Origin of the sequence: Methanococcoides seepicolus (assembly GCF_023684405.1) — an archaeon.
In the GTDB taxonomy this organism is placed as follows: Archaea; Halobacteriota; Methanosarcinia; order Methanosarcinales; family Methanosarcinaceae; genus Methanococcoides; species Methanococcoides seepicolus.
On record NZ_JAGSOI010000014.1, the window covers coordinates 1 to 25,719 of the forward strand.

31 protein-coding genes and 1 pseudogene are annotated in these 25,719 nt (G+C 43.7%); 20 read left to right on the top strand and 12 right to left on the bottom strand.

All coding sequences use genetic code 11. The features are described 5' to 3' along the window. A pseudogene (locus KDK67_RS04995) lies at window positions 1–231 on the bottom strand (IS630 family transposase); the annotation flags it as partial. After that, window positions 213–716, bottom strand: a complete 504-nt coding sequence (locus KDK67_RS05000; protein WP_250867740.1) for a helix-turn-helix domain-containing protein — start codon at window positions 714–716, stop codon at window positions 213–215. The pseudogene KDK67_RS04995 and the gene KDK67_RS05000, both read right to left, overlap by 19 nt. Window positions 717–979: 263 nt before the next feature. Between KDK67_RS05000 and KDK67_RS05005 the strand changes: the two genes are divergently transcribed. Then, on the top strand, window positions 980–1,342 hold the full coding sequence (locus tag KDK67_RS05005) for a hypothetical protein (RefSeq protein ID WP_250867741.1): 363 nt from the start codon (window positions 980–982) through the stop codon (window positions 1,340–1,342). Between the two features lie 19 nt (window positions 1,343–1,361). On the opposite strand, the gene KDK67_RS05010 is transcribed toward KDK67_RS05005, so the two are convergent. The 10 genes from KDK67_RS05010 to ahbD form a co-directional block, all read right to left on the bottom strand. Further along, window positions 1,362–2,141 (bottom strand): dihydroorotate dehydrogenase electron transfer subunit, encoded by a 780-nt coding sequence (locus KDK67_RS05010; protein WP_250867742.1) that lies wholly within the window; start codon window positions 2,139–2,141, stop codon window positions 1,362–1,364. Continuing rightward, window positions 2,141–3,043: a dihydroorotate dehydrogenase gene (locus KDK67_RS05015; protein ID WP_250867743.1), complete on the bottom strand. Its 903-nt coding sequence runs from the start codon at window positions 3,041–3,043 to the stop codon at window positions 2,141–2,143. Before KDK67_RS05015 ends, KDK67_RS05010 begins: the two co-directional genes overlap by 1 nt. A 23-nt stretch (window positions 3,044–3,066) precedes the next feature. Further along, the gene (gene hemC, locus KDK67_RS05020; protein ID WP_250867744.1) at window positions 3,067–3,996 is read right to left on the bottom strand and encodes a hydroxymethylbilane synthase; all 930 of its coding nucleotides are present in this window, start codon (window positions 3,994–3,996) and stop codon (window positions 3,067–3,069) included. Window positions 3,997–4,009: 13 nt separating this feature from the next. Further along, window positions 4,010–5,278 carry a glutamate-1-semialdehyde 2,1-aminomutase gene (gene hemL / locus KDK67_RS05025; RefSeq protein ID WP_250867745.1) on the bottom strand — a complete coding sequence of 423 codons (1,269 nt, stop codon included), beginning with the start codon at window positions 5,276–5,278 and terminating at the stop codon, window positions 4,010–4,012. Between the two features lie 72 nt (window positions 5,279–5,350). Next, complete coding sequence (hemB, locus tag KDK67_RS05030) at window positions 5,351–6,325, bottom strand: porphobilinogen synthase (RefSeq protein WP_250867746.1); 975 nt, start codon at window positions 6,323–6,325, stop codon at window positions 5,351–5,353. Between the two features lie 5 nt (window positions 6,326–6,330). Next, window positions 6,331–7,605 carry a glutamyl-tRNA reductase gene (gene hemA / locus KDK67_RS05035; protein ID WP_250867747.1) on the bottom strand — a complete coding sequence of 425 codons (1,275 nt, stop codon included), beginning with the start codon at window positions 7,603–7,605 and terminating at the stop codon, window positions 6,331–6,333. A 93-nt stretch (window positions 7,606–7,698) separates the two neighbouring features. Continuing rightward, window positions 7,699–8,379: a precorrin-2 dehydrogenase/sirohydrochlorin ferrochelatase family protein gene (locus KDK67_RS05040; RefSeq protein ID WP_250867748.1), complete on the bottom strand. Its 681-nt coding sequence runs from the start codon at window positions 8,377–8,379 to the stop codon at window positions 7,699–7,701. Continuing rightward, complete coding sequence (gene ahbB / locus KDK67_RS05045; protein ID WP_250867749.1) at window positions 8,380–8,859, bottom strand: siroheme decarboxylase subunit beta; 480 nt, start codon at window positions 8,857–8,859, stop codon at window positions 8,380–8,382. Further along, on the bottom strand, window positions 8,849–9,304 hold the full coding sequence (gene ahbA, locus KDK67_RS05050) for a siroheme decarboxylase subunit alpha (RefSeq protein ID WP_250867750.1): 456 nt from the start codon (window positions 9,302–9,304) through the stop codon (window positions 8,849–8,851). Before ahbA ends, ahbB begins: the two co-directional genes overlap by 11 nt. A 92-nt stretch (window positions 9,305–9,396) precedes the next feature. Next, window positions 9,397–10,437, bottom strand: a complete 1,041-nt coding sequence (gene ahbD / locus KDK67_RS05055; RefSeq protein WP_250867751.1) for a heme b synthase — start codon at window positions 10,435–10,437, stop codon at window positions 9,397–9,399. A gap of 175 nt (window positions 10,438–10,612) precedes the next feature. Here ahbD and KDK67_RS05060 point away from each other — a divergent pair, with 175 nt between their 5' ends. The 19 genes from KDK67_RS05060 (at window position 10,613) to KDK67_RS05150 (ending at window position 25,718) form a co-directional block, all read left to right on the top strand. After that, the gene (locus KDK67_RS05060) at window positions 10,613–10,741 is read left to right on the top strand and encodes a CcmD family protein (protein WP_250867752.1); all 129 of its coding nucleotides are present in this window, start codon (window positions 10,613–10,615) and stop codon (window positions 10,739–10,741) included. 12 nt (window positions 10,742–10,753) lie between these two features. After that, window positions 10,754–11,134, top strand: a complete 381-nt coding sequence (locus tag KDK67_RS05065) for a cytochrome c maturation protein CcmE domain-containing protein (protein ID WP_250867753.1) — start codon at window positions 10,754–10,756, stop codon at window positions 11,132–11,134. Between the two features lie 39 nt (window positions 11,135–11,173). Beyond that, complete coding sequence (locus KDK67_RS05070) at window positions 11,174–12,058, top strand: polyprenyl synthetase family protein (RefSeq protein WP_250867754.1); 885 nt, start codon at window positions 11,174–11,176, stop codon at window positions 12,056–12,058. Between the two features lie 5 nt (window positions 12,059–12,063). Further along, window positions 12,064–13,257 (top strand): radical SAM/SPASM domain-containing protein, encoded by a 1,194-nt coding sequence (locus KDK67_RS05075; RefSeq protein ID WP_250867755.1) that lies wholly within the window; start codon window positions 12,064–12,066, stop codon window positions 13,255–13,257. Window positions 13,258–13,504: 247 nt separating this feature from the next. Beyond that, window positions 13,505–13,831 carry an ATP synthase archaeal subunit H gene (gene ahaH, locus KDK67_RS05080; protein WP_250867756.1) on the top strand — a complete coding sequence of 109 codons (327 nt, stop codon included), beginning with the start codon at window positions 13,505–13,507 and terminating at the stop codon, window positions 13,829–13,831. Beyond that, the gene (locus tag KDK67_RS05085) at window positions 13,824–15,764 is read left to right on the top strand and encodes a V-type ATP synthase subunit I (protein ID WP_250867757.1); all 1,941 of its coding nucleotides are present in this window, start codon (window positions 13,824–13,826) and stop codon (window positions 15,762–15,764) included. The genes ahaH and KDK67_RS05085 overlap by 8 nt, the downstream gene beginning before the upstream one ends. Window positions 15,765–15,768: 4 nt before the next feature. Next, the gene (locus KDK67_RS05090; RefSeq protein WP_250867758.1) at window positions 15,769–16,008 is read left to right on the top strand and encodes a V-type ATP synthase subunit K; all 240 of its coding nucleotides are present in this window, start codon (window positions 15,769–15,771) and stop codon (window positions 16,006–16,008) included. A gap of 52 nt (window positions 16,009–16,060) precedes the next feature. Continuing rightward, window positions 16,061–16,612, top strand: a complete 552-nt coding sequence (locus tag KDK67_RS05095) for a V-type ATP synthase subunit E (protein ID WP_250867759.1) — start codon at window positions 16,061–16,063, stop codon at window positions 16,610–16,612. Window positions 16,613–16,619: 7 nt separating this feature from the next. Continuing rightward, window positions 16,620–17,693 carry a V-type ATP synthase subunit C gene (locus tag KDK67_RS05100; RefSeq protein ID WP_250867760.1) on the top strand — a complete coding sequence of 358 codons (1,074 nt, stop codon included), beginning with the start codon at window positions 16,620–16,622 and terminating at the stop codon, window positions 17,691–17,693. Beyond that, entirely contained in the window at window positions 17,693–17,992 is a 300-nt protein-coding gene (locus tag KDK67_RS05105) for a V-type ATP synthase subunit F (RefSeq protein ID WP_250867761.1), read from the top strand. Before KDK67_RS05100 ends, KDK67_RS05105 begins: the two co-directional genes overlap by 1 nt. After that, window positions 17,983–19,719, top strand: a complete 1,737-nt coding sequence (locus tag KDK67_RS05110) for an ATP synthase subunit A (RefSeq protein WP_250867762.1) — start codon at window positions 17,983–17,985, stop codon at window positions 19,717–19,719. Before KDK67_RS05105 ends, KDK67_RS05110 begins: the two co-directional genes overlap by 10 nt. A gap of 2 nt (window positions 19,720–19,721) precedes the next feature. Next, window positions 19,722–21,104: an ATP synthase subunit B gene (locus KDK67_RS05115; RefSeq protein WP_250867763.1), complete on the top strand. Its 1,383-nt coding sequence runs from the start codon at window positions 19,722–19,724 to the stop codon at window positions 21,102–21,104. Window positions 21,105–21,124: 20 nt separating this feature from the next. Beyond that, window positions 21,125–21,745 carry a V-type ATP synthase subunit D gene (locus tag KDK67_RS05120; protein WP_250867764.1) on the top strand — a complete coding sequence of 207 codons (621 nt, stop codon included), beginning with the start codon at window positions 21,125–21,127 and terminating at the stop codon, window positions 21,743–21,745. 453 nt (window positions 21,746–22,198) lie between these two features. Next, on the top strand, window positions 22,199–22,414 hold the full coding sequence (locus KDK67_RS05125; RefSeq protein WP_250867765.1) for a hypothetical protein: 216 nt from the start codon (window positions 22,199–22,201) through the stop codon (window positions 22,412–22,414). After that, window positions 22,404–22,964, top strand: a complete 561-nt coding sequence (locus KDK67_RS05130) for a DUF7287 family protein (RefSeq protein WP_250867766.1) — start codon at window positions 22,404–22,406, stop codon at window positions 22,962–22,964. Before KDK67_RS05125 ends, KDK67_RS05130 begins: the two co-directional genes overlap by 11 nt. Further along, complete coding sequence (locus KDK67_RS05135) at window positions 22,906–23,580, top strand: DUF7288 family protein (protein ID WP_250867767.1); 675 nt, start codon at window positions 22,906–22,908, stop codon at window positions 23,578–23,580. Before KDK67_RS05130 ends, KDK67_RS05135 begins: the two co-directional genes overlap by 59 nt. Window positions 23,581–23,593: 13 nt before the next feature. After that, complete coding sequence (locus KDK67_RS05140; RefSeq protein WP_250867768.1) at window positions 23,594–24,430, top strand: hypothetical protein; 837 nt, start codon at window positions 23,594–23,596, stop codon at window positions 24,428–24,430. A 10-nt stretch (window positions 24,431–24,440) separates the two neighbouring features. Then, complete coding sequence (locus KDK67_RS05145; protein ID WP_250867769.1) at window positions 24,441–24,914, top strand: DUF7266 family protein; 474 nt, start codon at window positions 24,441–24,443, stop codon at window positions 24,912–24,914. Between the two features lie 21 nt (window positions 24,915–24,935). Next, window positions 24,936–25,718 carry a DUF7289 family protein gene (locus KDK67_RS05150; RefSeq protein ID WP_250867770.1) on the top strand — a complete coding sequence of 261 codons (783 nt, stop codon included), beginning with the start codon at window positions 24,936–24,938 and terminating at the stop codon, window positions 25,716–25,718. The last annotated feature ends 1 nt before the right edge of the window (window position 25,719 follow it).

Below are 25,719 nucleotides of genomic sequence, written 5' to 3' on the forward strand. Positions count from 1 at the left end.
ATTTTTGTCTTTGATTTCAGCCAAAAATTCACAAACATCTTCTTTTTTTGAATGTTCTTTAAAATCAATAACTGAATTTCCATTCAATGTATAGAATCCAAACGAATTCGCCCTCAATTTTGTAGTATTCTTGTATATCGTTGGTTTTGTAAACGACCACAGTCGCTGAGTGTTTGATGTTGTTTGTGGAGATGATTCATCCAAGAAACCTATTACTGTGTCATCATCCATCTCCGGGACTTTTTTTTAAGTTGTTCTTCTGCATCATCAGGTCTGCGATAATCGTGAGAATAGGGTTTTGCAAGTTTCATTCCAAAATTATGGAGGATCACACGAACCTGCTTTAAACTATATTTGACATCAAATTCCTTGAAAATAAGTTCTCTGGCGGCTTCTGTTGTCCAATCGTCTCGTTTAGTAAGCATGATTTTTAATTGTTCCTTCTGTTTATCTGCAAGTTTTGATCGTCTTCCTCCTGAATATCTTGGTTTTAGTCCATCGTACCCATCTTGATTCCATCGCTCCTGCCATGTATATCCTGTTTGTTTTGAACTCCCTATTCTTTGTATTGATTCTTCAACACTCAATTCCCCATAACGATATTTGATGAAATATAGTCTTTTCAGGAGTGTTGCATTCTTCTCTAATTTTATCTGCTTGTCTAACTCTTCAACGGTCATATGCCGTTCAATAAAGATCCCCTCAGGTCTAACCATGGAACAGTCTATATAACGAATTAGTCTAATAATTTGGGGTTTTAACTATAATTGAACCTCCAAGATCATCCGAGAATTCTCAAATATGCAATTTTTTAGAAAAATGACATTTTCTAGAGATACAATATACCCCCAACCACCGCCAAAATTCCTTCCCAAAGAAAAACATATATATTGTGTGCAAAAGAATGTATAAATAGTACAATTGTCTCTGCAGATATTTCAAATCGTACCTTAAAATGCTAAAAGTGGTGGTGGTAACCATGATAGAAATTGATGGTATAGAAAGCTCTAGTGAAACAAAGACCTATGCAATGACATACTTGCACAACTGTAGGATCTCAAAGGAATACAGGAATCAATTGCTCAATTGGGTAGGCACGTATCTTGATGAGAATATGCTTGAGAACATTATTGTTTACAAGAATTCAGAACACTGGGACCAGCCCTTCGAATCCATAAAGAACGAGGCTGAAAATGACCTGGAAATTGCAGCTCTTTATGCACCTTCAAGTGAACACTTCAACATCGAGATGATGGTCTTTGAAGGTAATTTGCTGTCCATTTTCAACATATTGCTTTCCAAGACAGTAGAACATCTGGAAGAAAGGACAATAGCACACTAAAATAGGTGTACGGGGTCTATCAGACCCGTACTCTCTGACTGCTGGAATTCCTTTTGTGGTCGCCCAGTTCGGAATCAATGAGGAGGGAACCGTTTAGCACCGGGCCATCCTTACATACCCTCAGACCTTGAGGGTCCATACAGCAGGCGCCGCAAACTCCAATCGCACATTTGAAATACCTGTGCATACTGAACTCTGAGCGGTCAAGTGCATCTTTTTCCTGTAACACTTTCATTACATTGGCCATCATGATCTCAGGGCCGCAAACACATATCCTGTCATATACAGAAACATCCATGTCCGCAAGCACTGTAGTAACAAAACCGCATGTTCCGGCAGAGCCGTCATCTGTGGTGATATGAAGTTCACCCGCTGAAGAGAAACGGTCCTCGAAAACCAGTTCGTAACATTCCCTTGAACCCAGGATAGTAGTTACCTTTGCACCACATTCCGATGCATAGTCGGCAAGGGGTCCCAGAGGTGCAGCTCCAACACCGCCTGCGATTATCAGTATGTGCTCATCTTTTTTAGGCAAAGTGAAACCTTTACCGAACGGTCCTCGCAGACCCACAGAATCGCCAACCTTCATATCGAAGAGTTTGGAAGTAGCATCTCCCACCTTCTGCACGGTGATCCCGTTCAGGTATGAAGAGCCCATTGGAACTTCATCCACACCACGTACCCAGACCATGACAAACTGTCCCGGAAGGGCATCATCAAAGGAAACATCGAAACGGAACGTCCTAATGGAAGGGGATTCCTCGACGATCTCAACTATCTTTGCATCTACTGGTTTCATTAGAACACCTCATGGGAAAGACCAATAATATCCTCGACAGCCGAGTAACCTTTGTCCTGAAGGAAAAGGTCGATCCCTGATGCGATATCTGAAAATATATCCACACTTTCATGGACCGCTGAACCGATCTGAACTGCACTTGCGCCTGCCATCATCATTTCCACTGCATCTTCCCATGTGGAAACACCGCCAACCCCGATAACAGGAATATCGAGGGCTTCATAGAGATCATAGACACATTTAATTGCAACCGGTTTTACAGCCGGGCCGGAAAGTCCGCCAAAGCGATTGCCCAGTATAGGATAACCGGAATTGATATCGATGGCCATACCACGAAGGGTATTGATGGCCACCACTGCATCAGCACCGCCGTTCTGCGCTGCTTTTCCTATGGCCTTGATATCGGTCACGTTGGGCGTAAGTTTTACCCACACCGGCACGTCCACAGCATCACAAACAGCGGCTGTAATTGATTCCACCATACAGGTATCGGTTCCTATGGTGGCACCATAACCTTCCGCATGAGGACAGCTCACATTCAGCTCAAAAGCGGCCGGTTCGGAATCGGCAAGCCCTTCTGCGACCTTTACAAAATCCTCGGCATTGCCACCGAAGATGCTTGCTATCACCGGTACATCAGTGCCGGATCTAACTATCTTCATCTCATTATCAAATTCAGTATAGGAAGGATTTGGAAGGCCCATGGCATTCAAAAAACCGCATTCCAGTTCTATCATGCTGGGGTTCGGATGACCTGCCTTGGGCTCCGGTCCAATTGATTTGGTCACAACCCCACCTGCACCACATCCTGCAATGCGGAGCAGGGACGCCCCCGTAGTTCCCATTATACCGGATGCTAGCATGGTCGGATTCTTGAAATCTATACCTGTAATAGTTACCATAAGCTTCTACCTCCCATCATCAATCATTCATCATCGCAGCCGGACATCTGGCAGACCGCAGCCCGCACAAGCTCTTTCCCGCCCATCTCCACAAGCATCCTACCAATACTCTGAGCATGTTCGCGATAGTTCCTTACAGGAATATCATCCTCGATACGGACCTCACGTGTACCATCCACTGCGAGCACTTCCACGAGCACATGGATCTCATCGCCGTCCTCGTTCATCCGTGCAAAGGAACCAATAGGAACGATGCAACCGCCTTCAACCTCCGTAATAAGAAGGCGCTCCACTTCCGTCTCGATCCTTGAGCGTTCGTGGTTCAGAACAGAACATGCTCTCTCGGCTTCATCCTCAGCCCTTGTGACTACCACAATGGTCCCCTGATTCGCAGACGGACAGAAGCTTGAAGCAGGAAGGCGTTGTACATCCATTTCCCAACCCATGCGCTGAAGTCCTGCTTCTGCAAGCATGATTCCATCATACTGACCTGCTTCCAGCTTCTTTATGCGTGTATTGATGTTACCCCGAAGGTCCTCTACATTGATATCAGGCCGATACCTGAGAAGTTGTGCCCTTCTGCGCATGGACGTAGTTCCGATAATAGCACCATCCGGAAGCTCATCCAGAGTGGAACCGTCTGCTGTTAAAAGCACATCGTATGGAGAATCACGTTTCAAGACCGCAGCAATAGCAAGTTCAGGCGGTCTTACGGTTGGAAGGTCTTTCATGGAATGGACCGCAATGTCCACTTCGCCTTCGATCATCCTGTCATCGAGCTCACGTACGAAAACACCCACTCCGGCAACTTCATGGAGCGGACGGTCCGTGAACACATCGCCGGATGTTTTGATCACATTCCTTGTAAGTTCATGGCCTTTCTCTTCAAGCATCCTTGTAACAAGGTCTGCCTGAGCGATAGCCAGAGCACTTCCGCGGGTTCCGAGTATCATCTTGGCCATCTCCTTACTTCAAGTTAGCTGCATAAGCTTCGAGTGTTGTCTCGAGATCAGCTTCTGTGTGTGCGGTTGACAAAAAGTTCGTCTCGAACTGGGACGGTGGGAGGAAGACATTGCTGTCAAGCATGTCGTGGAAGAACTGCAGGTAACCGTCCTTATCACATTTCAGTACATCCTGATAATTCAAAGGTTTGTCACCGAAGAACACCTTGAACATGGATGCAATACCACCCACATGATAATCAAGTCCTTTGTCAGCGATTATATCAGTAAGACCGGCACGAAGCATATTCCCGGTAGCTTCGAGTTTCTCATGGACCTTCTCCTTTTCCAACACATCGACCGCTGCAATACCTGCTGCAACGGATGCCGGACTGCCACTGAACGTACCTGCCTGGTAAACTGAACCTGACGGGGAGATCATATCAAGTATCTCACGCTTACCGCCGAAAACACCGATAGGCAAGCCGCCTCCGACTATCTTTCCAAGAGTGGTCATATCAGGAGTCACACCGAAATATTCCTGTGCTCCGCCCATTGCGAGCCTGAAACCGGTGATGACCTCATCGAATATAAGGACAACATCGTTCTCTTCCGTTACCTTCCTTACTTCCTTGAGATAATCACCATCTGGAAGTATAGGACCAATGTTACCCAGAACAGGCTCCATGATAACAGCAGCCATATCATCCTGATTCGATTCGATGACCTCTGTCATTGCCTCGATATCATTGTAAGCCACTTGAAGGGTGTTCTTTGTGAAATCTTCCGGTATGCCAAGGGAATCCGGCTTACCATGTGTCGTTGCACCTGAACCTGCCTTAACAAGGACAGCGTCATGAGCACCATGGAAACCACCCTCGATCTTAACGAACTTGTTCTTTCCGGTAAAACCACGGGCAGCCCTGAGAGCGCTCATTGTAGCTTCGGTCCCTGTGGAAACAAATCTAAGCATATCAATGCTTGGATAAAGGGAAGCTATCTTTTCCGCAAGGGTCACTTCAAGACCTGTTGGCGTACCATAAAGCCAGCCTTTATCGAGCTGGTCGATGATAGCCTGTTTGATGACAGGATTTACATGTCCCAGAATATTAGGGCCGTATGCCAGACAATAATCAATGTACTCGTTCCCGTCAATATCCTTTATGCGGCAACCATTTGCGGATTCCGTATAGAATGGATATGGTTTGATAGCACGCACCGGACTGCTGACCCCGCCTGGAAGGATTGATCTTGCTTTGTCGAATAGGTCTTTGGACTTGTCTAAAGTAACCATGATAACACCATTTGATAATTTATTGTAAATTTTGTATTCCTTAGAAATATATCGTTTTTATATCCACAAAGCTCATTTAAGCATACGTGCGAGATCCTTTGCGAAATACGTGAGTATCATATCAGCACCGGCACGTTTGATGGACATGAGGGATTCGTACATTACCAAATTCTCGTCAAGCCATCCCTTTTCAGCTGCTGCCTTTAGCATGGAATATTCCCCACTGACATTGTACGCAGCAGTAGGCATCTTGAACTCATGTTTGATGCGATAGATAATATCCAGATAAGGAAGAGCAGGCTTTACCATAATGATGTCCGCACCTTCTAAGATGTCAAGCTCCGCTTCACGGATAGCCTCATTTGAATTTGCAGGGTCCATCTGGTACGTTGAACGATCACCGAACTGGAAAGCGGAATCGGCAGCCTCCCTGAACGGACCGTAGAATGCTGAGGAGTATTTGGCTGCATAGGACATGATAGGAGTGTTCTCAAAATGGTTTTCATCAAGAGCATTACGGATAGCACCTATCATACCGTCCATCATGCCTGACGGTGCAACTATGTCCGCTCCGGCTTCAACATGACTCGTGGCGATCTTGCCGAGAATATCAAGAGTAGGGTCATTTAGTACGTCCTCAGTGTCCATATCGACAATACCACAGTGGCCGTGATCGGTATATTCACACATACAGACATCGGTGATGACCACCATATCTTTACCAAGGTCTTCCTTGATGCTTCGGACCGCCTGTTGTACGATGTCGTCCTCACCATAAGAACAGGTTCCGACAGCATCCTTGTTTTTGGGAATGCCGAACAATACCAATGCCGGAATACCGAGATCTGCTGCTTCCTTTGCATCATCTACTACTTTGTCCAGCGGTAAACGCTGTACTCCGGGCATAGATGAGATATCCACGGAAGAATCAGTGGTCTCATCCACGAACATTGGATATATCAGGTCATCTACGCCAAGTGAGGTCTCCCTCACCAGATCGCGTATCTTACCACTTCTTAACCTTCGCATTCTAACCTGTGGGAACATTAGTATCAACTCTTATTTGTAATTTCATCGTTCTTCTTAATTGGTCGTATATCAAATAAACGAGATACGGAATCAAGGAACTTATCGTCATCATATTCCGCAGCGTTGCGTAATTTCTTGGTGGGTTCTGCAAGGATCTTGTTCGTGATCGCATGCGTGAGATCTTCAAGCACCTTGCGTTCAATATCGCCCATAGTATGGTAGGCACTCAGTTTATTAATGGCATGCTCCATCTCGTTATGCCTGAGGCCGTGGGACTGGCTATAAAGATCTGATATGATAGCATCAGCCTTTTGACGTTTGTACTGAGCCTTCAATAGATCCAATTCATCATCAATGATGACCTCAGCTTTCTTGGCCTCCACCATCCTCATCTGAAGGTTCTTTTCATTAATGACACGTAAACCGTCGATATTACGGAGAATTACATGCGGGATTTCCTCGACTGCAGGATCGATATCTCTCGGACTTGCAATATCTATGAGGAGGAGGTCGTTCTCACGGCCTTCCATCACTTTACCCACGAGATCATCCTTCAATACATAATGAGGAGCAGAAGTAGCACTGATAACCACATCGGCAGCATGGACGTATTTTTCCAGCTGGTCGAACATGACAGCTTCTCCGCCAAGTTCTTCAGCAAGGTCCCTTGCCTTCTCGTAAGTCCGATTTGCAAGATAGATAACATGCATATCCCGGTGTGAAAGTGCTCTCGTGACCAATGTGCCCATTTCACCGGTACCGATCACAAGAATGTGCTTGTCATTCAGACCGTCAAGGATATCCTCTGCAAGATCGACCGCTGCCGAAGCAATGGAAACTGCACCCCTGTTGATGAAGGTCTCTGTACGGACCCTCTTGCCCACCTGGATAGCCTTGCTGAATGCGGTACTAAGCACTTTCCCAACAGTTCCGGCTTCTTTGGCCATCAGGAAAAAGTCCTTGATCTGACCGAGGATCTGGTCTTCCCCGATTATCATAGATTCGAGACCGCATGCAAGCCTGAGCAGATGTCTTAACGATTCATCATGGTCATAGAACTCCACGATCTTTGCAGAAACGCCCATCTCTTTTGCATAATGGAAAAGTACACTGCTACCTTTTGAAGATACCACATATATCTCTACACGATTACAAGTCTTGAGGACTGCACACTCATAAACAAGCTCATTTGAGTAAAGCTGGCTCAGGACAAGCTCTATGTCACCATGCCAGGAATCTTCCATTTCCTCAACAGTAGCCTTTGCGTGTGTAATTACCATACTTGATATTTCTGTCACTCCAAGCCTCCACGAACGGCGTGTGATAAGTGTAACATATTCCCATGAATACGAGCATTGGACTTAAACCTAATGTAATATTTCATGATAACATCAACCTTTCTTGTCTAGGTGCTCCTGAACTATATTGTATGCTACATTATACCCTTTTTCATACGAAACTTCCAGGGCATCCCATATAGCATTGTCCTCAAGTATCTTCCAGAGAAGGGCTTTACGCTCTTTCTGCAAGTCCACTTTACTTTTGAGCAAGGTTCGCATCTCATCCTGCAAGCGTATCATCTCCCCATATTGAGGAGTGATTATAGATTCCAGTTTCCTGCGAGTATATTTTGAGACCGCAGGACTTGAACCAAATGTAGATATGCCTATGGAAAGTCCATCCCGCTGTATAACAGAAGGAATTACGACCTCCCCTGCCATATCAATTCGGTTTACAAGGACCCCACGCCCTTGTGCAAGTTCCCGGATCCGATCATTCAATGAAGGAACGTTCGTTGCAGGAATTACAAGAAAAGCATCTTCCATCAGGGCAAGTATGGATCCATCGGAAACAGAAGAAAGGTCGGACCCGATCAATTCAACCGATGAAGAAGAAGCAAGCTCTTCAAGTTCAGGAGAAAAATCGATGCTTATTACAGCAGTTTCTGCATATTCTGCAAAGAGGGAGGCTTTTCGAAATCCCACAGAACCTCCACCGAAGACCACCACTTTCCGACCTTCCATGTCAATAAAAAGAGGCATATATTTCCGACCAAGGCCTTTCCCTGTCATTTACAGCCTCACGCCAGTCTTTTTGAATTCCCGGACACTGTACAGAAGATTGTAATCGGAGATCCCCGTTGCCATGGATATCTCTTTAGCAACGTGCTCACAGTCATCGCGGGTATATGAATGCACCATTGTGAAGAGGTTGTAAGGCCAGTCCGGATAACGAGGTCTTTCATAGCAATGCGTCACTTCAGAAAAACCTGCCATGACCGCACCGACCTCTTCGACACGTTCATCAGGAACATTCCAGGTACACATTGCATTCGCGGTTATGCCAATGGCACGATGTCCGATAGATGCACCGAACCTTCGAATAAAACCGTTCACCTGAAGATGTTTGATCCTATCGATCACATCCTCTTCGGTCATGCCAAGCTCCTTTGCCACATCAGCAAAAGGAGAATGAGTAAGCGGAATTCCATCCTGGGTCAATTTGAGAAGACGTGTGTCAAGCTCATCCATTTGAACATTATTATCTGACATCAAATTTCACCCCGATCTTAAAAAGACGTTTTGTCGGAAGATCGATCAGTGGACAACCGGTCTCATCCCTGAGATCGTTTATTATCTGCTCCAGACGTTCCCGGTTCGCAGCGGAAACTGTGAACCAGATGTTATAATCTGCCTGACGCAAATAGTTGTGCGAAACTTCTTGATGCCTATTTATCAGTTCTGCGACCTCATCGATGCGGGATTCCGGCACCTTCATTGCAACAAGTGTACTGATGCCACCAACCTTTTTCGTGTTGATGACCGGACCGATACGCCTTATAGCGCCTTCTTCGCTAAGTCGTTCCATGCGTTCCAGCAAGTCCTCTTCAGAAATGCCAAGCTGCTGGCTTAATTTCTCAAATGGGTGAGGATCAAGAGGAAAATCCAGCTGTATCAGGTTCAGGATCGACTTATCGACCTCATCAAGTTCTATCATATAAATTAACACCATTTTTATTTGCAATCGATCTGGATGCTAGGCAGAGTTCATGCCATCATTAGATTATTAATATTTCCCGTAACCAGAGTTCATCTGGGATTATATATACAGTATGGCTCTTCCGCCATGTAGTCACCAGTGGCTGCATAAGCACGGGCACGGCAACCCCCGCAGACGTTGTTGTAGCTGCATTTTCCGCATTTACCACCGAGCTTATCATAATCGCGAAGATCGTTGAAAAGTTCAGAGTCTTCCCATATCTCCCTGAAGCTCTTTTCCTTCACGTTGCCTGCGACCACAGGCAGATATCCGCAGGGCTGGACATCTCCTGTACTGGAAACGAAGCAAAAGCTTATACCTCCGAGACATCCCCGAGTCATTGCCTCATAGCCATGTGTCTTAACAGTGACCTCAGTGCCTTCTCTTTTTGCACGCTGGCGCATTATTCTGAAATAGTGAGGAGCGCATGTGGCCTTCAACTGGATCTTGACGTGCTTCTGCTGATCATAGAACCAGTTCAACACGCGCTCATATTCAGCAGGAGGTATCTCTTCGTTCTCGAGTTCCTTACCCCTGCCGGTTGGCACAAGAAGGAAGATATGATGTGCTTCCGCACCAATTTCGGTTGCAAGTTCAAGAATGGCAGGGATCTCATCGATATTCCTTTTTGTTATGGTTGTGTTTATCTGGAAACCAAGCCCGCCATTTTTGAGGTACTCGATGCCACGCATAGTGCTTTCGAATGCACCGGGAACTCCACGGAAATCGTCATGTGTCTGTGCCGATGAACCATCGATGCTTATACTGACACGCTGCACACCTGCGTCTTTTAGTTTTTTCACAACATCGTCATTGAGAAGGGTTCCGTTGGTCGCAAGAGCTACACGCAGACCTTTGTCAGTAGCGTATCTTGCGATCTCATAGACATCCTTGCGAACAAGAGGTTCGCCTCCGGTCAGAATGAGAATGGGATCTCCCATCTCTACGATCTCATCGACGAAATGTTTTGCTTCAGACGTGGAAAGTTCACCCTCAGGTATCTCCGATGTAGATGAACCTCTGCAATGAACACATGCAAGATTACATCCCCATGTCAATTCCCATGCTATAAGTCGTGGAGGTTTTACCATGTATGATCAAATACTCCTATTTACTTAATATAATGTAAGCTATTATCAAAGGCAATTCTTTCAATTTGCTTAAATAGTATGGAACTATACTACACAGAACCCATATAAATCGTATCGTCAAGATACATAAAATAACAACATATAATGCCCTTTTTGGAGCTAAGGATGATAAGATATGGCAATGGGAGAACAGGCATTTCAGACAGCATTCGCAATTACATGGATAATAATACTTTCCTACATTGTTTATCTGATACGCACACGCATGCGTCTTGCATCCCTGATCCGAAAGCTTAAAGATTGATGGTGTTTGCAAATGGAAAAAAAACGAAAGGCGATCCTCACCATTTTTGCGATAGTAGCAGTTATGGTGATCGGACTTTGGGGCGTTGATGTCGAACAGGGATATATGATGGTCTCTGAGATCACGACCATCCCACAGGATCATGTCGGGCAGAAAGTCAGTACAATGGGACTTGTCAAAAATGGGACATTGAGCATCTCACCGGAAATGGTCTCGTTCACCCTTACGGATGCTGAAGACGAGGAACAGGAGATATATATTGAATACACAGCTGACCTTCCTGCAAATCTTGTAGAAGGGAACAGCGTTAGCCTTACAGGGACCATGATATCAGAATCAAAGATAGAGGCAGACCAGATCGTTATCGGCTGCCCTTCAAAGTATTCCGAATGAAACCTGGAACATATCACATTCATATTATGAGGACATGCGATGAATATCGAACAATGGGATGAATACCGGCAGATCACCGATGCCATGAACGAAATGATAAGCGACATGGATGATTCACCCCAGATGAAAAACGTCGTCGGACATATTTGCAGATCGGGCGGAAAGAAGGTCAGACCTATTATATTACTACTGGCTTCCCGAATATGCGGAGGAGACTCCGACAATAGTATAAATGCAGCACTTGCCATTGAGCTTATCCACTCCGCATCCCTTATACACGATGATATCCTGGACGAAGGGGTCATACGAAGAGGAGTAGAGTCCGCACATAAGAAGTTTGGACCAGCAGCTGCCATGCTTGCTGGGGATTATATGATCTCAAAATCCATTGAGCTTATTTCAATATACAGTACACCGGTAGTGCGGGAGTTCGGACGTGCAGGAATGGCAATGGCAGAGGGCGAGACCATTGACATAAAAAGCACATCCGAGGATTTTGCAGAGATGAACTATTTCGATTGCATCGACAAGAAGACCGCATCCCTCTTTGCGGCCAGTGCGGCAATGGGTGCATATATCGTAGGTGCTGATGAAAGGACTGCAAGTAAATTGAAGGATTATGGAGAAAAGCTCGGAAGAGCATATCAGATCGTTGACGATATTCTGGAATATACCGAGAATGTCGATGATAAGAGATCCGAGAATGAATCCATATCGATCTTGCAGATATATAGAAGGGCCATACCACATGAGAGCGCTGTAGAAAAGGCGACCTTACTGGCAATGGAGAACGTGAGAATGGCAAAAGACATATTGGAAGAGTTCGAGCCTTCCGATTCAAGAAGCAAGCTCATGGAAGTTACAGACCACATAACAACGGAAATGCTTCCGAAAACATTGAAAAATACTATCAGATCCAGGTGAACATTATGCGGGTATATGACAAATCAGTTATCAAAGTAAATGCCAGTACAGAGAATGGAAAAGTCGTTCTCGATACAGAAGGACCACTATCAGCTGTATCAAAACCTGTGATAAAACGCATTAATAAGATATTCCGGGAAGAGAAGCCAATATTAGTGGACGAAGAGAATATCATTTTTTCCACATGGGTGCCACCGGTCCCAAGTCCCGCATTCAACAGGGTCATAAGTGCACAGATCGGCGCAATTATGAAAAAACGTATCCCTGACCAGTTCTCGATCGGGATAACAGACAGATGCCCATACAATTGCATACACTGTGGTGCTGCCGGCATTGTTGCAGACCCTGAATTTGCGCTTGAAGAAATAAACAGAGTGGTCGATGAGGCAGTAGACCTTGGAGCATACCTGATATCTTTCGATGGTGGCGAGACCATGCTTCGAAGCGATATTGTGGACATGGTCGCCAGTGTTGATAAAACAAAGGCAATAGCCACCTGTTTTACATCAGGTTTCAAGTTGACACCTGAAAGGGCACGGGACCTTAAGAATGCAGGCCTTTATTCAGCACATATCAGTGTGGATAGCCCGGATGAGAAAGAGCATGACCGCGTAAGGGGTTGTGAAGGGGCATTCCAGAACAGTATGACAGGTATCAAGAATACGCTGGATGCAGGGATCATGGCAGATATGTTCGTTGTGGCATCACCGGATAATATTGATGACCTTGAGGAGTTCTATACCCTGGCAGATGATCTTGGCATGCAGGAAATGTCGATATATGAGATCATTGCCGTGGGAAGGTGGCTAGACCATGAAGACGAGACCCTCACCAAGAAAGATATTGTAAAGCTTGAAAGGTTCCAGAAGAGCAAGAACAAGGAAACTGACGGACCCAGGGTCACCGCGTTCCCGTATTTCAACGGACCTGAGCAGTTCGGTTGCTTTGCAGGCAGGAGATGGATGCATGTTGCTGCGGGCGGAGACGTTATGCCATGCGCTTATACACCGCTCTCCTTCGGAAACGTTAGAGAAGATGGTCTTGCAGAAATATGGAAACGTATGGGAAAACATGCGGCATACAAGGGATCTGCAGATTATTGTATGATGCGTAACCCGGAATTCAGAAAGGAGTATATACACACCATACCAAAGGATGCTCAAATTCCTTTAAGGGTTGACCTGCAATACAAAAACTAGTTATAAATAGAGCTAAAATAAAGAGAATTGAATATTCCCCTACTTTTTTAGTGCATATTTGTTCTGGCAAACTGCACATGAGGTTTGCAGATAGTCAGAACTTAAGTATTTTTTATATAAATTTCCATGATAAATTATTAACATTACCGCAAACAGAAAAGCATAACCGAATAACTTATATGCAAGTTTGCTATTAGGAATGTAAATTACGCCAAGTTATCATTTTATAGATGTATCGAGGATTTACATGGCCAAAGACAAAATCTTATCCGAAATCAAGGAAGCAGAACAAAGTGCGGCCAAAATGGTGGATGAAGGGCTTAAGAACAAGAGCGAGCGCATTACAGCAGCTCGTGCTGAAGCCAGAGAGATCATCAAACAGGCGGAAACTGATGCAGCACAATCTGCCCAGAATGCACTGAAGTCAGCTGAAGAGACTATTAAACACGAATCTGAAGATATTATCTCCAAAGGCGTGAACGAAGCCAAAATGATCAGCGACAAAGCTGAGGGTAACGTTGACAAAGCCGTTGAAAATCTGGTCACAGAGTTTGAGAGGACAATACATGCTTAAGCCAAAACAGATGAGTCGTGCCGTCATTGTAGGACACAAGGACATCATGGAAGCTACCGTGGAAGCAATTCACGGCAGCAACTTGTTCCACCTTGAAGATTACAATGAAGACGGTTCCGGACTTAAGCTTGGCAGACCATTCAAAAATGCAGGCGAAGTTTCTAAGAAACTGATCCAATTAAGATCTATCTCATCCTTCCTTGGTGTTAAGAAAGAATCAATACCAAAAAAGAAGGAGACAACTGTTATCAATGAGCTCGATTCAATGCTGGACCAGCTTGATATCGAGGTTAGTACTAAAACAGAGAAAAAGTCTGAACTGGATTCACGACTCAAGGAACTTGAAACACTGAAAAAGGACATTAGTCCATTTTCAGCGATCCCTATAGATATGGAATTATACCATAACTATGAGAGCATTAAGGTCTTTGCAGGAACTGTCAAGGAAAACATTGGTTCTGCTGTCTCACAGGTAACATCGACCTATGAGATGGAATATGACCAAAGTACCGGAACTGTGGCATTATTCATTAAGAAAGAAGATGAAGCTAAGATATCAGAGATCCTTTCAAATTTCGAGTTCAGAGAGATAAGGATACCAGAGATAACCGGAACCCCTTCGACCCTGATAGCAGATATTACAAGGGAAGAAGAGGGAATCCAGAAGCAGATCACTTCACTGGAAACGGATATTACATCTATCAAGGATAAATATTCAGAGTTCATACTTGCCAGTGAGGAATTGCTTACTATCGAATCTGAAAAAGCAGAGGCTCCAGTAAAGATAGCAACATCAGAACACACATTCATCATGGATGGATGGATACCTGATGATCAATTTGCAACTCTTGAAAGGACAATTGAATCTGCTACAAACGGACGAGCTTTCGTTTCAAAGCAAAGGATCACAAACGCTGATACAGACATCATACCTATCGAATATGATAATCCAAAGATCACCCAGCCATTCCAGGAGATCATGGACCTTTATGCACGTCCAAAGTACAAGGAGATCGATCCAACTTCTCTGATATTCATATCATTCCCACTTTTCTATGGAATGATCCTTGGAGACATAGGATATGCACTGATCCTCCTAGCACTTGCATTAGGTATCAAAAAGATGGTCAAGTCAGATGCAGTAAAGCCTTTGATGAATGTACTTATCTATTGTCAGATATCAACATTGATCTTTGGTGTTCTGTATGGTGAGTTCCTTGGGTTCCCACTTGCAAGTTTGCATACAGACCACGGAATTATACCTGGATTAATAGCAGGGTTCGAGACCATAACTCTCTTCAACTCCCCAGTTGGAGGAGAAGTTATCACATATCCGATACACCGCACACACATTGTGATGACGATGATCATTGCAACGGCACTTATCGGTTCACTTCATGTCAATTGTGGATATGTAGTTGGATTCATAAACGAAAGAAGAAAGCACGGATTCGCTGCAGCTATGTTCGAAAAGGGCAGCTGGCTTGTAGTCGAACTCGGAATAATCCTGGGTGTACTTGGTTATACAGGTTACGCACCTACGGCGATCATAGGAATTATAGTGTTCCTTATAGGATTCGTCATGCTCATTAAAGGAGAAGGCGCAAAGGGAGCTATAGAATTGCCTAGCTTATTAAGTAATGCACTTTCCTACACTCGTTTAATAGCTGTAGGATTGTCATCAATCTATATTGCATCAACTGTCAATCTCATAGCTTTTGATATGATCCTTCCACAGGGCGGGATCGTGGCAGTGATCGGTGCAATAATCGTATTCATATTCGGACATGCGTTAAACACAGTCCTGAGTATAATAGCCCCTGGATTGCATTCACTAAGATTGCAGTATGTAGAGTTTTTCGGTAAATTCTACGAAGGTGGCGGAAGAAAATACAGCCCATTCGGATACATTAGGAAATACACGGAGGAATAAACAAATGGTAGACGCAGCAGCAGCAGTAGTATATATGGACCCAGCAGGATTAAAAGCAATTGGAGCAGGACTCGCAGTAGGACTTACTGGACTTGCATCCGGAATTGCAGAAAGAGATATTGGTTCAGCAGCAATCGGCGCAATGGCAGAGAACGAGAGTCTATTTGGTAAAGGTTTGATCCTTACCGTAATTCCAGAAACAATCGTTATCTTCGGACTTGTCGTCGCACTGCTTATCAGCTAAGTTAATTTAAGAGCAAACATATTGCTCTTAAATTCTTTTAAGGTGTCAGAGCATGGGACTCGAAACAGTTATAAAAGATATCATGGGTGCTGCCCAGACAGAAGTAAACATGATCAATGCAGATGCTGATGCAGAGGTATCACAGATACTGGATGATGCTAGGCAGACTGCAAAGAAGATCATGGGCGAACGTCTGGCGAAAGCAGAAGATGATATCAAGCGATTACGCCAACAGGAGATCTCCAGCGCAAATCTGGAAGTCAAACGTACAATGCTTAATGCTCGCAAAGAAGTCCTTGACAAAGTATACGATAATGCAATAGAAACTATTGCATCCCTTCCTGAAACAAAGCAGGAAGAGCTGCTAAAAGCGATCATTGATGAAAATGATAGCAATGGCAGTAAAATATACTCAAACAAGGACTCAGAAAAACTTGTCAAAAAGTTGTCTTCCCTTGAATATACCGGCAATATCGATTGTATTGGCGGATTGATCATGGAGAACGATGATGGAACAGTTCGTTTAGATTATACATACGATATAATCATGAAGAATGTTAATGAGCAATCATTGAAACAGACATCTGATATCTTGTTCGGGTGATATCCAAATGGGGCTTTTGCAAAAATTCACAAGAAAAAGTAGTCCGAAGCAGAGCGGAAGTGGCTCAAATTACGCTTATGTGACTGCACGCGTTCGCGCGATGAAAAGCAATCTTCTCCCTAGGGAAACATATCCTCGATTAATGAACATGGGAATCGACGAGATCACCCGTTTTATCGGAGAGTCACAGTATAAGCAGGATGTCGATGAACTGGCAAGAACATATGACGGTGTGGATCTGTTTGAACACGCATTGAACAGGAATCTTGCGGTCACTTTTACAAAATTGATCAATATCTCCGAAGGAGAGTTGAACTATCTGATCTCTGAATATCTTAGGAAATATGATATATGGAGCATCAAGACCATTCTACGTGGAAAGTACTGTGATGCATCAGTAGAAGAGATCAATGATAGCATAGTTTCCGCCGGACAACTGTCTTATCCATTTTTGTCAAGCCTTTCAGAAAAAGAATCATATGAAAGCATCATCGATGCTCTCAGTGGAACCGATTATTACCCAACATTAAAAGGATATGATGGGACAAACCTCTCTGAGATCGAAAACCAGCTTGATAAGATGTACTATACCGGACTGTCCACTACAGTAGACAATCCAAAATCCAATGATAGTAAACTGTTCTCAAAGTTCATCCGTACTGAGATCGACATAAAGAACCTGAGTACCCTTTTCAGGTTGAAGAATGCCGGTGCGGAAAAGGATGAAATTGCAGACCTGATTCTTGAAGGCGGTCTTCATTTAAACATTAAAGAGATTGAAAAGCTATTACCACTTCCATTCAGTGAATTTGTTCAGTCACTTGAGAAGTATCCTTATTGGGAGGATATATCTGGAATAGTGAAAACTGAAATGGATTCACTGGTAGAACTGGAAACTCAACTCACGAAGTCCAACATCAAATCCGCTTCAAGCTTTTCACATGTGTACCCATTATCCATTGTTCCGATCATGGATTATGTACTGAACAAGACGAACGAAGTACACAACTTGCGTATAATTCTGCGCGGAAAAGCAGCAGATCTTGATGAAGAAATAATCAGGAACCAGTTGGTGATCTAATGGAATTAGCAGTAGTAGGTAGCAGCGAGTTTGTAACAGGATTCAGACTAGCTGGTATTAAAAAGATATACGAAGCTAAAAGTGATGAGTTGGAATCTGTTGTCACAAAAGTGCTCAATGATTCAGATGTAGGTATCTTTGTGATACATGAAAATGACTTTAATAAACTACCGGAAATTTTGAGAGATACTCTTAGTGAGTCTGTTGACCCCACAGTGGTCACTCTCGGAGGAACTGGTGAAAGTTCAAACTTAAGGGAAAAGATAAAACAATCGGTAGGTGTAGATCTGTGGAAGTAAATGGTGAAATTTATCGTGTGGCAGGACCTGTTGTTACGGTTATAGGAATTAAACCGAGAATGTACGACGTGGTCAAAGTAGGTCACGAGGGACTGATGGGAGAAGTCATCAGGATCAAAGGCGAACAGGCTACTGTTCAGGTATACGAAGATACTTCCGGTCTCAAACCGGGAGAACCTGTAATGAACACCGGACTGCCTTTGTCCGTTGAACTTGGACCCGGATTATTAGAAAGTATTTATGATGGTATTCAGAGACCTCTGCCAGTGTTGCAGGAACAGATGGGCAACTTCATTCAGAGAGGAGTTACCGCAAACGGACTGGACCGTGAAAGGGTCTGGGAGTTCAAGCCAACAGCAAGCAAAGGCGATGAGGTAAAAGGTGGTAACATACTCGGTTTGGTCCAGGAGACCAAAAATATCGAGCACAAGATCATGGTCCCACCATCGATCTCTGGTACTATCGAAGAGATAAAAGCAGGCAGCTTCAAAGTAGATGAGACTATCTGTGTTCTCACAGATGGAACAGAGATCTCAATGATGCAGAAGTGGCCAGTACGAGGACCACGCCCTGTAGCAAAGAAACTCATGCCAACCAAGCCTCTTATCACAGGACAGAGGATCCTTGATGGTATGTTCCCTATAGCAAAAGGCGGAACAGCTGCAATTCCAGGTCCATTCGGATCAGGAAAGACAGTTACTCAGCAGCAGCTTGCTAAGTGGAGTGACACTGATATTGTGGTTTACATCGGTTGCGGAGAACGCGGCAATGAAATGGCTGATGTATTGAACGAGTTCCCGGAACTCGAGGATCCAAAGACAGGTCGTCCACTCATGGAAAGGACAGTTCTTATCGCAAATACATCCAACATGCCTGTAGCTGCTCGTGAAGCATCTGTTTACACTGGTATCACAATTGCAGAGTATTACAGAGACATGGGATACGATGTATCACTCATGGCAGACTCAAGTTCAAGATGGGCAGAAGCAATGAGAGAAATTTCTTCAAGGCTTGAAGAAATGCCTGGAGAAGAAGGTTATCCAGCATACCTCTCTGCAAGACTCTCTGAATTCTATGAGCGTGCAGGAGCAGTTAACTCCCTTGCAGGACTTGACGGTTCAATCACTGTAATTGGTGCAGTATCACCACCTGGTGGTGACTTCTCAGAGCCTGTTACCCAGAACACACTCCGTATCGTAAAGGTATTCTGGGCGCTTGATGCAAAGCTCTCACAGAGAAGACACTTCCCATCCATTAACTGGCTTACAAGTTACAGTCTGTACACCCAGGGACTTGCTGACTGGTACAGCGAGAACGTTGGATCTGACTGGACACAGCTCAGGGACGATGCAATGGACCTTCTTCAGCAGGAATCCGAACTTCAGGAGATCGTGCAGCTCGTAGGTTCTGATGCACTTCCGGAAGATCAGCAGCTCACACTTGAAGTTGCACGTATGGTAAGGGAATATTTCCTCCAGCAGAACGCATTCCACCCTGTTGACACATACTGTCCGTTCGACAAGCAGTACAAGCTTCTCAAATCCATCACAAGATATGGAGAGATGGCAACAGCTGCACTTGAATCAGGAGTTCCAATGAACAAGATCATCACCATCAAATCAAAGGATGAACTCGCAAAAGTGAAATTCGAAGAAGACTTCGATGCAGCACTTGATGTAGTCATGAAGAAGATGGATGAAGAATTTGCACAGATCGGAGGCAACTGAACATGACCAAAGAATACAAAACGATCGTAGAGGTCTCCGGACCACTTATTTTCCTTGAGAAGACCGAGCCTGTAGGATATGGTGAACTTGTCCAGATCAACCTTCCTGATGGAACCACCAAGAGAGGACAGGTACTCGATACCTCTGCAGATATGGTAGTCGTGCAGGTCTTCGAAGGTACAGTAGGACTCAACGAGGAATCCGGTGTAGTATTCAGTGGCGAGACCATCAAACTCCCTGTATCAAAGGATATGCTTGGCAGGATCCTTTCAGGAGCCGGTGAACCACTGGATGGCGGACCAAGGATCATACCTGACAAGAGAGTAGACATCAATGGTGCATCAATGAACCCATATTCCAGGATGCCACCAGAAGATTTCATTCAGACAGGTATTTCCACCATCGACGGTACAAACACCCTTGTAAGAGGACAGAAACTTCCTATCTTCTCCGGATCAGGTCTCCCACATAACGAGATCGCACTTCAGATTGCAAGGCAGGCTAAAGTTCCTGGTAGCGATGAACCTTTTGCGGTAGTTTTCGCTGCAATGGGTATCACTAACGAAGAAGCACAGTACTTCATGGACGATTTCGAGAAGACCGGCGCTCTTGAGAGAGCTGTTGTTTTCCTGAACCTTGCAGATGACCCTGCTGTCGAGCGTATCGTTACTCCAAGGATGGCTCTTACAGCTGCAGAGTACCTTGCATACGAACATGATATGCACGTACTCGTAATTCTGACAGATATCACAAACTACTGTGAAGCACTCCGTCAGATGGGAGCAGCAAGAGAAGAGGTTCCAGGTAGACGTGGTTACCCAGGTTACATGTACACTGACCTTGCATCACTGTATGAAAGGGCAGGAGTTATCAAAGGAATTAAGGGATCTGTTACCCAGTTCTCCATCCTTACAATGCCTGGTGACGATATCACCCACCCGATCCCTGATCTTTCCGGTTACATCACCGAAGGACAGATCGTGGTTTCCCGTGAACTTCACAGGAAGGGTATCTACCCACCGATCAATGTATTGCCATCACTCTCACGTCTTATGAACTCCGGTATCGGAGACGGTAAGACAAGGGACGATCACAAGGCAGTGTCTGACCAGATGTATGCAGCATACGCAGAAGGCCGTGACCTTCGTGGACTTGTTGCTATCGTTGGTAAAGAAGCACTGTCCGAAAGAGACAGGAAGATGTTGGAGTTTGCGGACTTGTTCGAGGACAGGTTTGTACGCCAGAGCAGAGACGAGGACCGTACCATCGACGATACATTGAAGGTCGCATGGGAGATCCTTGCAGAGCTGCCTGAAGCACAGCTTACCAGGATCGATAACAAGTACCTTGACAAGTACCACCCTGCTCACCAGAAAAGCGAGTGAATCGGTAGTGAGGGATCACAATGGGCGCAAAAGAAGTAAAACCGACTCGTTCAGAACTCATTGAGCTGAAGAAGAAGATCAAACTTTCAGAAGGCGGTCACAAGCTGCTTAAAATGAAAAGGGACGGTCTTATCCTTGAGTTCTTTGAAATTCTTAGCAAAGCAAAGGACGTTCGCTCCGAGTTGGATGCTGCCTATGAAAAGGCCAATGTGAAGATCGGTATCGCAGAAGCAGTGGAAGGCAGAATAACTGTAAAATCCACTGCATTTGCAATGAAGGATGCACCACAGATCGAGCTCGAAAGCCACAATATCATGGGCGTAGTAGTGCCAAAGATCGAATCCTCAAGTGTGCGTAAACCCATAAACAAGCGTGGATACGGACTTCTCGGAACAAGCTCTTACATTGACGAAGCTGTCGACTCATATGAAGAACTGGTTGAAAAGATAATTCTGGCAGCAGAGATCGAAACAACCATGAAGAAGCTTCTTGATGATATCGAAAAGACAAAGAGGCGTGTCAATGCTCTTGAGTTCAAGGTCATACCTGAACTCACAGAAGCAATGGTATTCATTCGCCTGCGTCTTGAAGAAATGGAAAGAGAAAATACATTCCGCTTGAAGAGAATCAAAAAAGCATAAGGCTTTCTCATGCAACAAAACTCATCTGATCGGCCAAACCTGGCCGACAGAGCTTTTTCTTTATTAACTCGACCTGAAAATCTGGCACGCATATTAAGATGGGCGTGGCTAGTTTCACTTGGGATGTTGATCTTAGGCTATCTTATTATTTACTTCAAAGTAAAATCCCACATCAACTTCTTACCATAAGAAGATCTTTCCTGTTTCTCCAGCTCTTGTATCGAGCGAATATAGTTCTGATAAGGATAAACTGAAATTATATCAGTAATACTTAAATAAATATCAGACATATAATAGATGAAATATAGAAATACTTTCGATCTGTGGAGCAAAACGCTTTTTCAAATTAGAGATAATATTTTCTCCCAGATAATAAATTCATCGAACTCAAAAGTTGATCCACAATGAATGAACTACCCTGGGAAAATAAAAAAGAAAATGCAAATTTCTCTAATGAGCATTCACCTGAGCCCGAACTACCCTGGAAATCTGAAAAGAAGAACGACATATCTGCTGATGTGGAGTCTGAAGTCACCCCCTGATGACCATGTAAAATCTATCTGGTTCATTGAACAGCTTGCAGGTCTTAAAGTCGATAAGAACAGGCTTTCAATAATAGAAAAGGACATTAAAAAAGTGATAAAGGGTACAGAGATATATGGGATCTGATCAACCGATTACCGTAGATCGTATTGAACACACAGACCGGATAAATGAAAGACCATTCAAACGATCAGATAATAAACACCTGAGAACAGACAGGGCTCAGATAACTATTGATTATCTGATAGCAATTACCATATTCCTGTTTGCTGTCTTTTTTGTTTTCCAATACACATCTGGTCTTTTCACCCCCTTCCAATCAGATTCAGATGAAGTCACACTCGTAGCAGATCGCGTTGCAACGTCGATAACAGAAATAGAATTAGCTTCCGGAGATATCAACACCCCGAATCTCGTAGACCAGAACAATACTGACACATTATTCTATTCTTTAACATATGATTATGAAGATACAGTATCAGGTATGGGATTAAGAGGCGGGTTCCAAAGCTATGAACTCAACATAACCATGGCTAATAGCACCTCTCTGATGTACATTGCTGGCAAACCATTACCAACTACTGGAAATATAGGACAGACCAGAAGAGTTGTCCTTCTTGAAGACATCGATTCCGGTAAAAGAGAAAATGCAATACTGTCAGTGCGGGTGTGGTAAGGTGAGAAACTGGAAATATCCCGACATCAAAAAAGACGAACAAGGCCAAATGCATACCCTTGAAGCTATCATGGCCACCACCATAATGATCGCAGTACTCGTATTTGCCGTACAAGCAACTGCCCTTACCCCACTTACATCTTCCACTGCAAACGCTCACATCGAATCACAGATACACACTATCGGACAGGACATGTTAACAGTTCTTGACCACTCAGCGTATGGAACGAATTCATACCTGAAAGATCAAATAATCGATTGGAATGGCGATGAATACGTTTGGACTGCGACAAGTTATCGTTCTAGAACGAATAGCAGTGATATTTTGACCGGTCCTTTAACAGAAATGCTCGAACTTGTAGTGATAGAAAATGGAATTGCCCACAATATAGAGTTTACTTTCAATACCGAGACAGGATCAAGCCAAACAATGTCTTTCATTTATAATGGTGATCCGTCCGACAATGCAGTGATAATTTCAAGAAAAGTGCTGATCTCTAATACAGACATAGAAGATGCTGTCATCTTTGCATCAAATGCCGGCATACCTGACGTAGACGGTTCAACTGATTACTATAACATAATTGATGTCAAACTTACCATGTGGCGTATGTGAAAAACGAAACGAGATGAAAAAAATGAAACATTGCGATGAATCCGGACAAATATTGTTACTTGCAGCCTTTGCAATAGGTTTCATGATAGTAATATCAACAGTGATGTTAAATAACATAATATATGCAAGCAATATGGCATCTGAATCAAGCAACGACATAAACCATTTTGAAATATCGAACATTGCCCAGATCACACAAGAAGCATCAAATGCTGCCTATTATAACGCCACAACTGGTGATCAATTTGATAATGATGTTTATTTCAATTATCTTGAAACTTATAGTCAGGAGATCTCAACTCTTTATGCTTATCGAGGTTTTTCATTTTCCTTTGGAAACAGTACACTTCATGATGCATACTTTACAAAAAATGGATTAATTACAGGAAGATCGAACTGGACGATCATAGATAACATCAACCAAACAAGCACATTTACAATAGAGATGGGAGATACAAGCAAACTTTCAAACTCATCGAATCCCTTTGAAATAAACGCCATAAACCATTCAGGTGTTCCCATATGGAAAATGGAGTTGTACGATGATGGTAGCAACATAAATGTATCCGTGAACGATCAAACGCACATTATAGGAGCATCCAATAGCAGTATTTATCTCAACATAATTGATAACGAAACAGTGTTCCATTTTGCTACATCAACTGCAAGTGAGAGCTACAGGATCGATTATTTCAATTCAAGCAATGCCATGGGTCTGTATTCGATCACCGGAACTCTGTCCGATGGACATGATTTTACCCGTGAAAGGTATAAAGTGATCAATACGACGATCAGTATCGCTTCCAGCAAGAACAGGATCAATGTATCCCTTCCAATTACCGTACCCTGAAGTGTGAAAAATGAAGCAGTTCTATACAGATAATAAAGCAGTATCAACGTCAGTTGGATTCATACTTACATTTGTAATAACAATTATAACCTTCATACTTGTCATGCAATCCTCATATGACCTAATGGACCAGGCAGAACATACGGTCATGCGAGAAGAATTTGAGATACATGGAAACAATATCGCACTTCAACTCGCGAAGATCGACACAATGATAGGTGTAGTAAACAACGGCGGTGGAGAGATCATTGATCATAGGTCAGAACTCATGATACCAATAAGGATTGCAAATGAATATTATTATGTTGAATTCTCGAACCAGACCCGAGAGATCATATTTGAATCCAATGAACGTTCTGAAACAAGAGTACAGGTCGCTTTCAACATTGAAAATACGAACATAATGTCCACAACATTAAGTAGTGCTTCAGGCGACCATTTCCTACTTTACAATAGTACCTCGAATATGATCGAGATATACTGAAGAAAAAAAGGTACTTAAACAATGATACCAAAAAAGCTGTTCAATTCAGAAAATGCAGTATCAGAGGTCATCGACGTAGTGTTCATACTCGGCGTAATGTTCTTTGCAATATCTTTAATTGGAACCTCAGGATATCCATTTCTTCAGAACATGCAAGAGAATGGTCACACAGAGAACATAAAACAAAGCTATATCGTTCTTTCAGAGAACATGAACAAAGTTGTTTTTGGCAATGCGCCTTCCCAATCAGTAGAACTGAAAATGTATGGAGGGGGAATATGGGTTACCGGAGATAGTGTCATCAACATAACCGTTCAAACATGGAACTCATCGCTTCTGCCTCCGGCTATCGAATCACAGACATTTTCGCATCAGACAAGGGAAATACAGAATGAGTATGAGGGGACTCTTATTTCCTATGAGAATACAGGAGTCTGGGCCAAATATGAAAACGGTGGAACTGTGATGGTAAAAGAACCAGAATTTGTGTTCTCTGATAACACGCTGTTCATACCTTCCAGTACGATTTCCGGAGTTGGCGGTCATGCCGGAGAGGGACTTGTGCGTGCAGTTGCGGATGGAGGAGAATCTTCAGTATATAAATACACAAATGTTTCCGCAGTAGATATCACCATAATGAGCCAGTACTACGATGGATGGGAAAAATATCTTGATGATACTTTTGGAATGAAAATTATAAGCAGGGATGAGAACAACAATACTATCCAAGTACGAAAAGATGATTATTTGGAGAACATTGATGTCTATATTCTGTATTCACCCCTGAGTGTCAGAATCGAATAAG

Excerpts from the sequence above, each read along its gene's own strand:
- KDK67_RS05085 (WP_250867757.1), top strand. The coding sequence starts at position 13,824 with ATGCTTAAGCCAAAACAGATGAGTCGTGCCGTCATTGTAGGACACAAG.
- hemL (WP_250867745.1), bottom strand. The coding sequence starts at position 5,278 with ATGGTTACTTTAGACAAGTCCAAAGACCTATTCGACAAAGCAAGATCA.
- KDK67_RS05060 (WP_250867752.1), top strand. The coding sequence starts at position 10,613 with ATGGCAATGGGAGAACAGGCATTTCAGACAGCATTCGCAATTACATGG.
- KDK67_RS05005 (WP_250867741.1), top strand. The coding sequence starts at position 980 with ATGATAGAAATTGATGGTATAGAAAGCTCTAGTGAAACAAAGACCTAT.
- KDK67_RS05070 (WP_250867754.1), top strand. The coding sequence starts at position 11,174 with ATGAATATCGAACAATGGGATGAATACCGGCAGATCACCGATGCCATG.
- KDK67_RS05065 (WP_250867753.1), top strand. The coding sequence starts at position 10,754 with ATGGAAAAAAAACGAAAGGCGATCCTCACCATTTTTGCGATAGTAGCA.
- ahaH (WP_250867756.1), top strand. The coding sequence starts at position 13,505 with ATGGCCAAAGACAAAATCTTATCCGAAATCAAGGAAGCAGAACAAAGT.
- KDK67_RS05090 (WP_250867758.1), top strand. The coding sequence starts at position 15,769 with ATGGTAGACGCAGCAGCAGCAGTAGTATATATGGACCCAGCAGGATTA.
- KDK67_RS05100 (WP_250867760.1), top strand. The coding sequence starts at position 16,620 with ATGGGGCTTTTGCAAAAATTCACAAGAAAAAGTAGTCCGAAGCAGAGC.
- KDK67_RS05140 (WP_250867768.1), top strand. The coding sequence starts at position 23,594 with ATGAAAAAAATGAAACATTGCGATGAATCCGGACAAATATTGTTACTT.
- hemB (WP_250867746.1), bottom strand. The coding sequence starts at position 6,325 with ATGTTCCCACAGGTTAGAATGCGAAGGTTAAGAAGTGGTAAGATACGC.
- hemC (WP_250867744.1), bottom strand. The coding sequence starts at position 3,996 with ATGATACTCGGAACCCGCGGAAGTGCTCTGGCTATCGCTCAGGCAGAC.
- KDK67_RS05010 (WP_250867742.1), bottom strand. The coding sequence starts at position 2,141 with ATGAAACCAGTAGATGCAAAGATAGTTGAGATCGTCGAGGAATCCCCT.
- KDK67_RS05095 (WP_250867759.1), top strand. The coding sequence starts at position 16,061 with ATGGGACTCGAAACAGTTATAAAAGATATCATGGGTGCTGCCCAGACA.
- KDK67_RS05150 (WP_250867770.1), top strand. The coding sequence starts at position 24,936 with ATGATACCAAAAAAGCTGTTCAATTCAGAAAATGCAGTATCAGAGGTC.
- ahbA (WP_250867750.1), bottom strand. The coding sequence starts at position 9,304 with ATGATAGAACTTGATGAGGTCGATAAGTCGATCCTGAACCTGATACAG.
- KDK67_RS05130 (WP_250867766.1), top strand. The coding sequence starts at position 22,404 with ATGGGATCTGATCAACCGATTACCGTAGATCGTATTGAACACACAGAC.
- KDK67_RS05000 (WP_250867740.1), bottom strand. The coding sequence starts at position 716 with ATGGTTAGACCTGAGGGGATCTTTATTGAACGGCATATGACCGTTGAA.
- KDK67_RS05145 (WP_250867769.1), top strand. The coding sequence starts at position 24,441 with ATGAAGCAGTTCTATACAGATAATAAAGCAGTATCAACGTCAGTTGGA.
- ahbD (WP_250867751.1), bottom strand. The coding sequence starts at position 10,437 with ATGGTAAAACCTCCACGACTTATAGCATGGGAATTGACATGGGGATGT.
- KDK67_RS05105 (WP_250867761.1), top strand. The coding sequence starts at position 17,693 with ATGGAATTAGCAGTAGTAGGTAGCAGCGAGTTTGTAACAGGATTCAGA.
- KDK67_RS05075 (WP_250867755.1), top strand. The coding sequence starts at position 12,064 with ATGCGGGTATATGACAAATCAGTTATCAAAGTAAATGCCAGTACAGAG.
- KDK67_RS05015 (WP_250867743.1), bottom strand. The coding sequence starts at position 3,043 with ATGGTAACTATTACAGGTATAGATTTCAAGAATCCGACCATGCTAGCA.
- KDK67_RS05125 (WP_250867765.1), top strand. The coding sequence starts at position 22,199 with ATGAGCATTCACCTGAGCCCGAACTACCCTGGAAATCTGAAAAGAAGA.
- ahbB (WP_250867749.1), bottom strand. The coding sequence starts at position 8,859 with ATGTCAGATAATAATGTTCAAATGGATGAGCTTGACACACGTCTTCTC.
- KDK67_RS05115 (WP_250867763.1), top strand. The coding sequence starts at position 19,722 with ATGACCAAAGAATACAAAACGATCGTAGAGGTCTCCGGACCACTTATT.
- KDK67_RS05120 (WP_250867764.1), top strand. The coding sequence starts at position 21,125 with ATGGGCGCAAAAGAAGTAAAACCGACTCGTTCAGAACTCATTGAGCTG.
- KDK67_RS05040 (WP_250867748.1), bottom strand. The coding sequence starts at position 8,379 with ATGACAGGGAAAGGCCTTGGTCGGAAATATATGCCTCTTTTTATTGAC.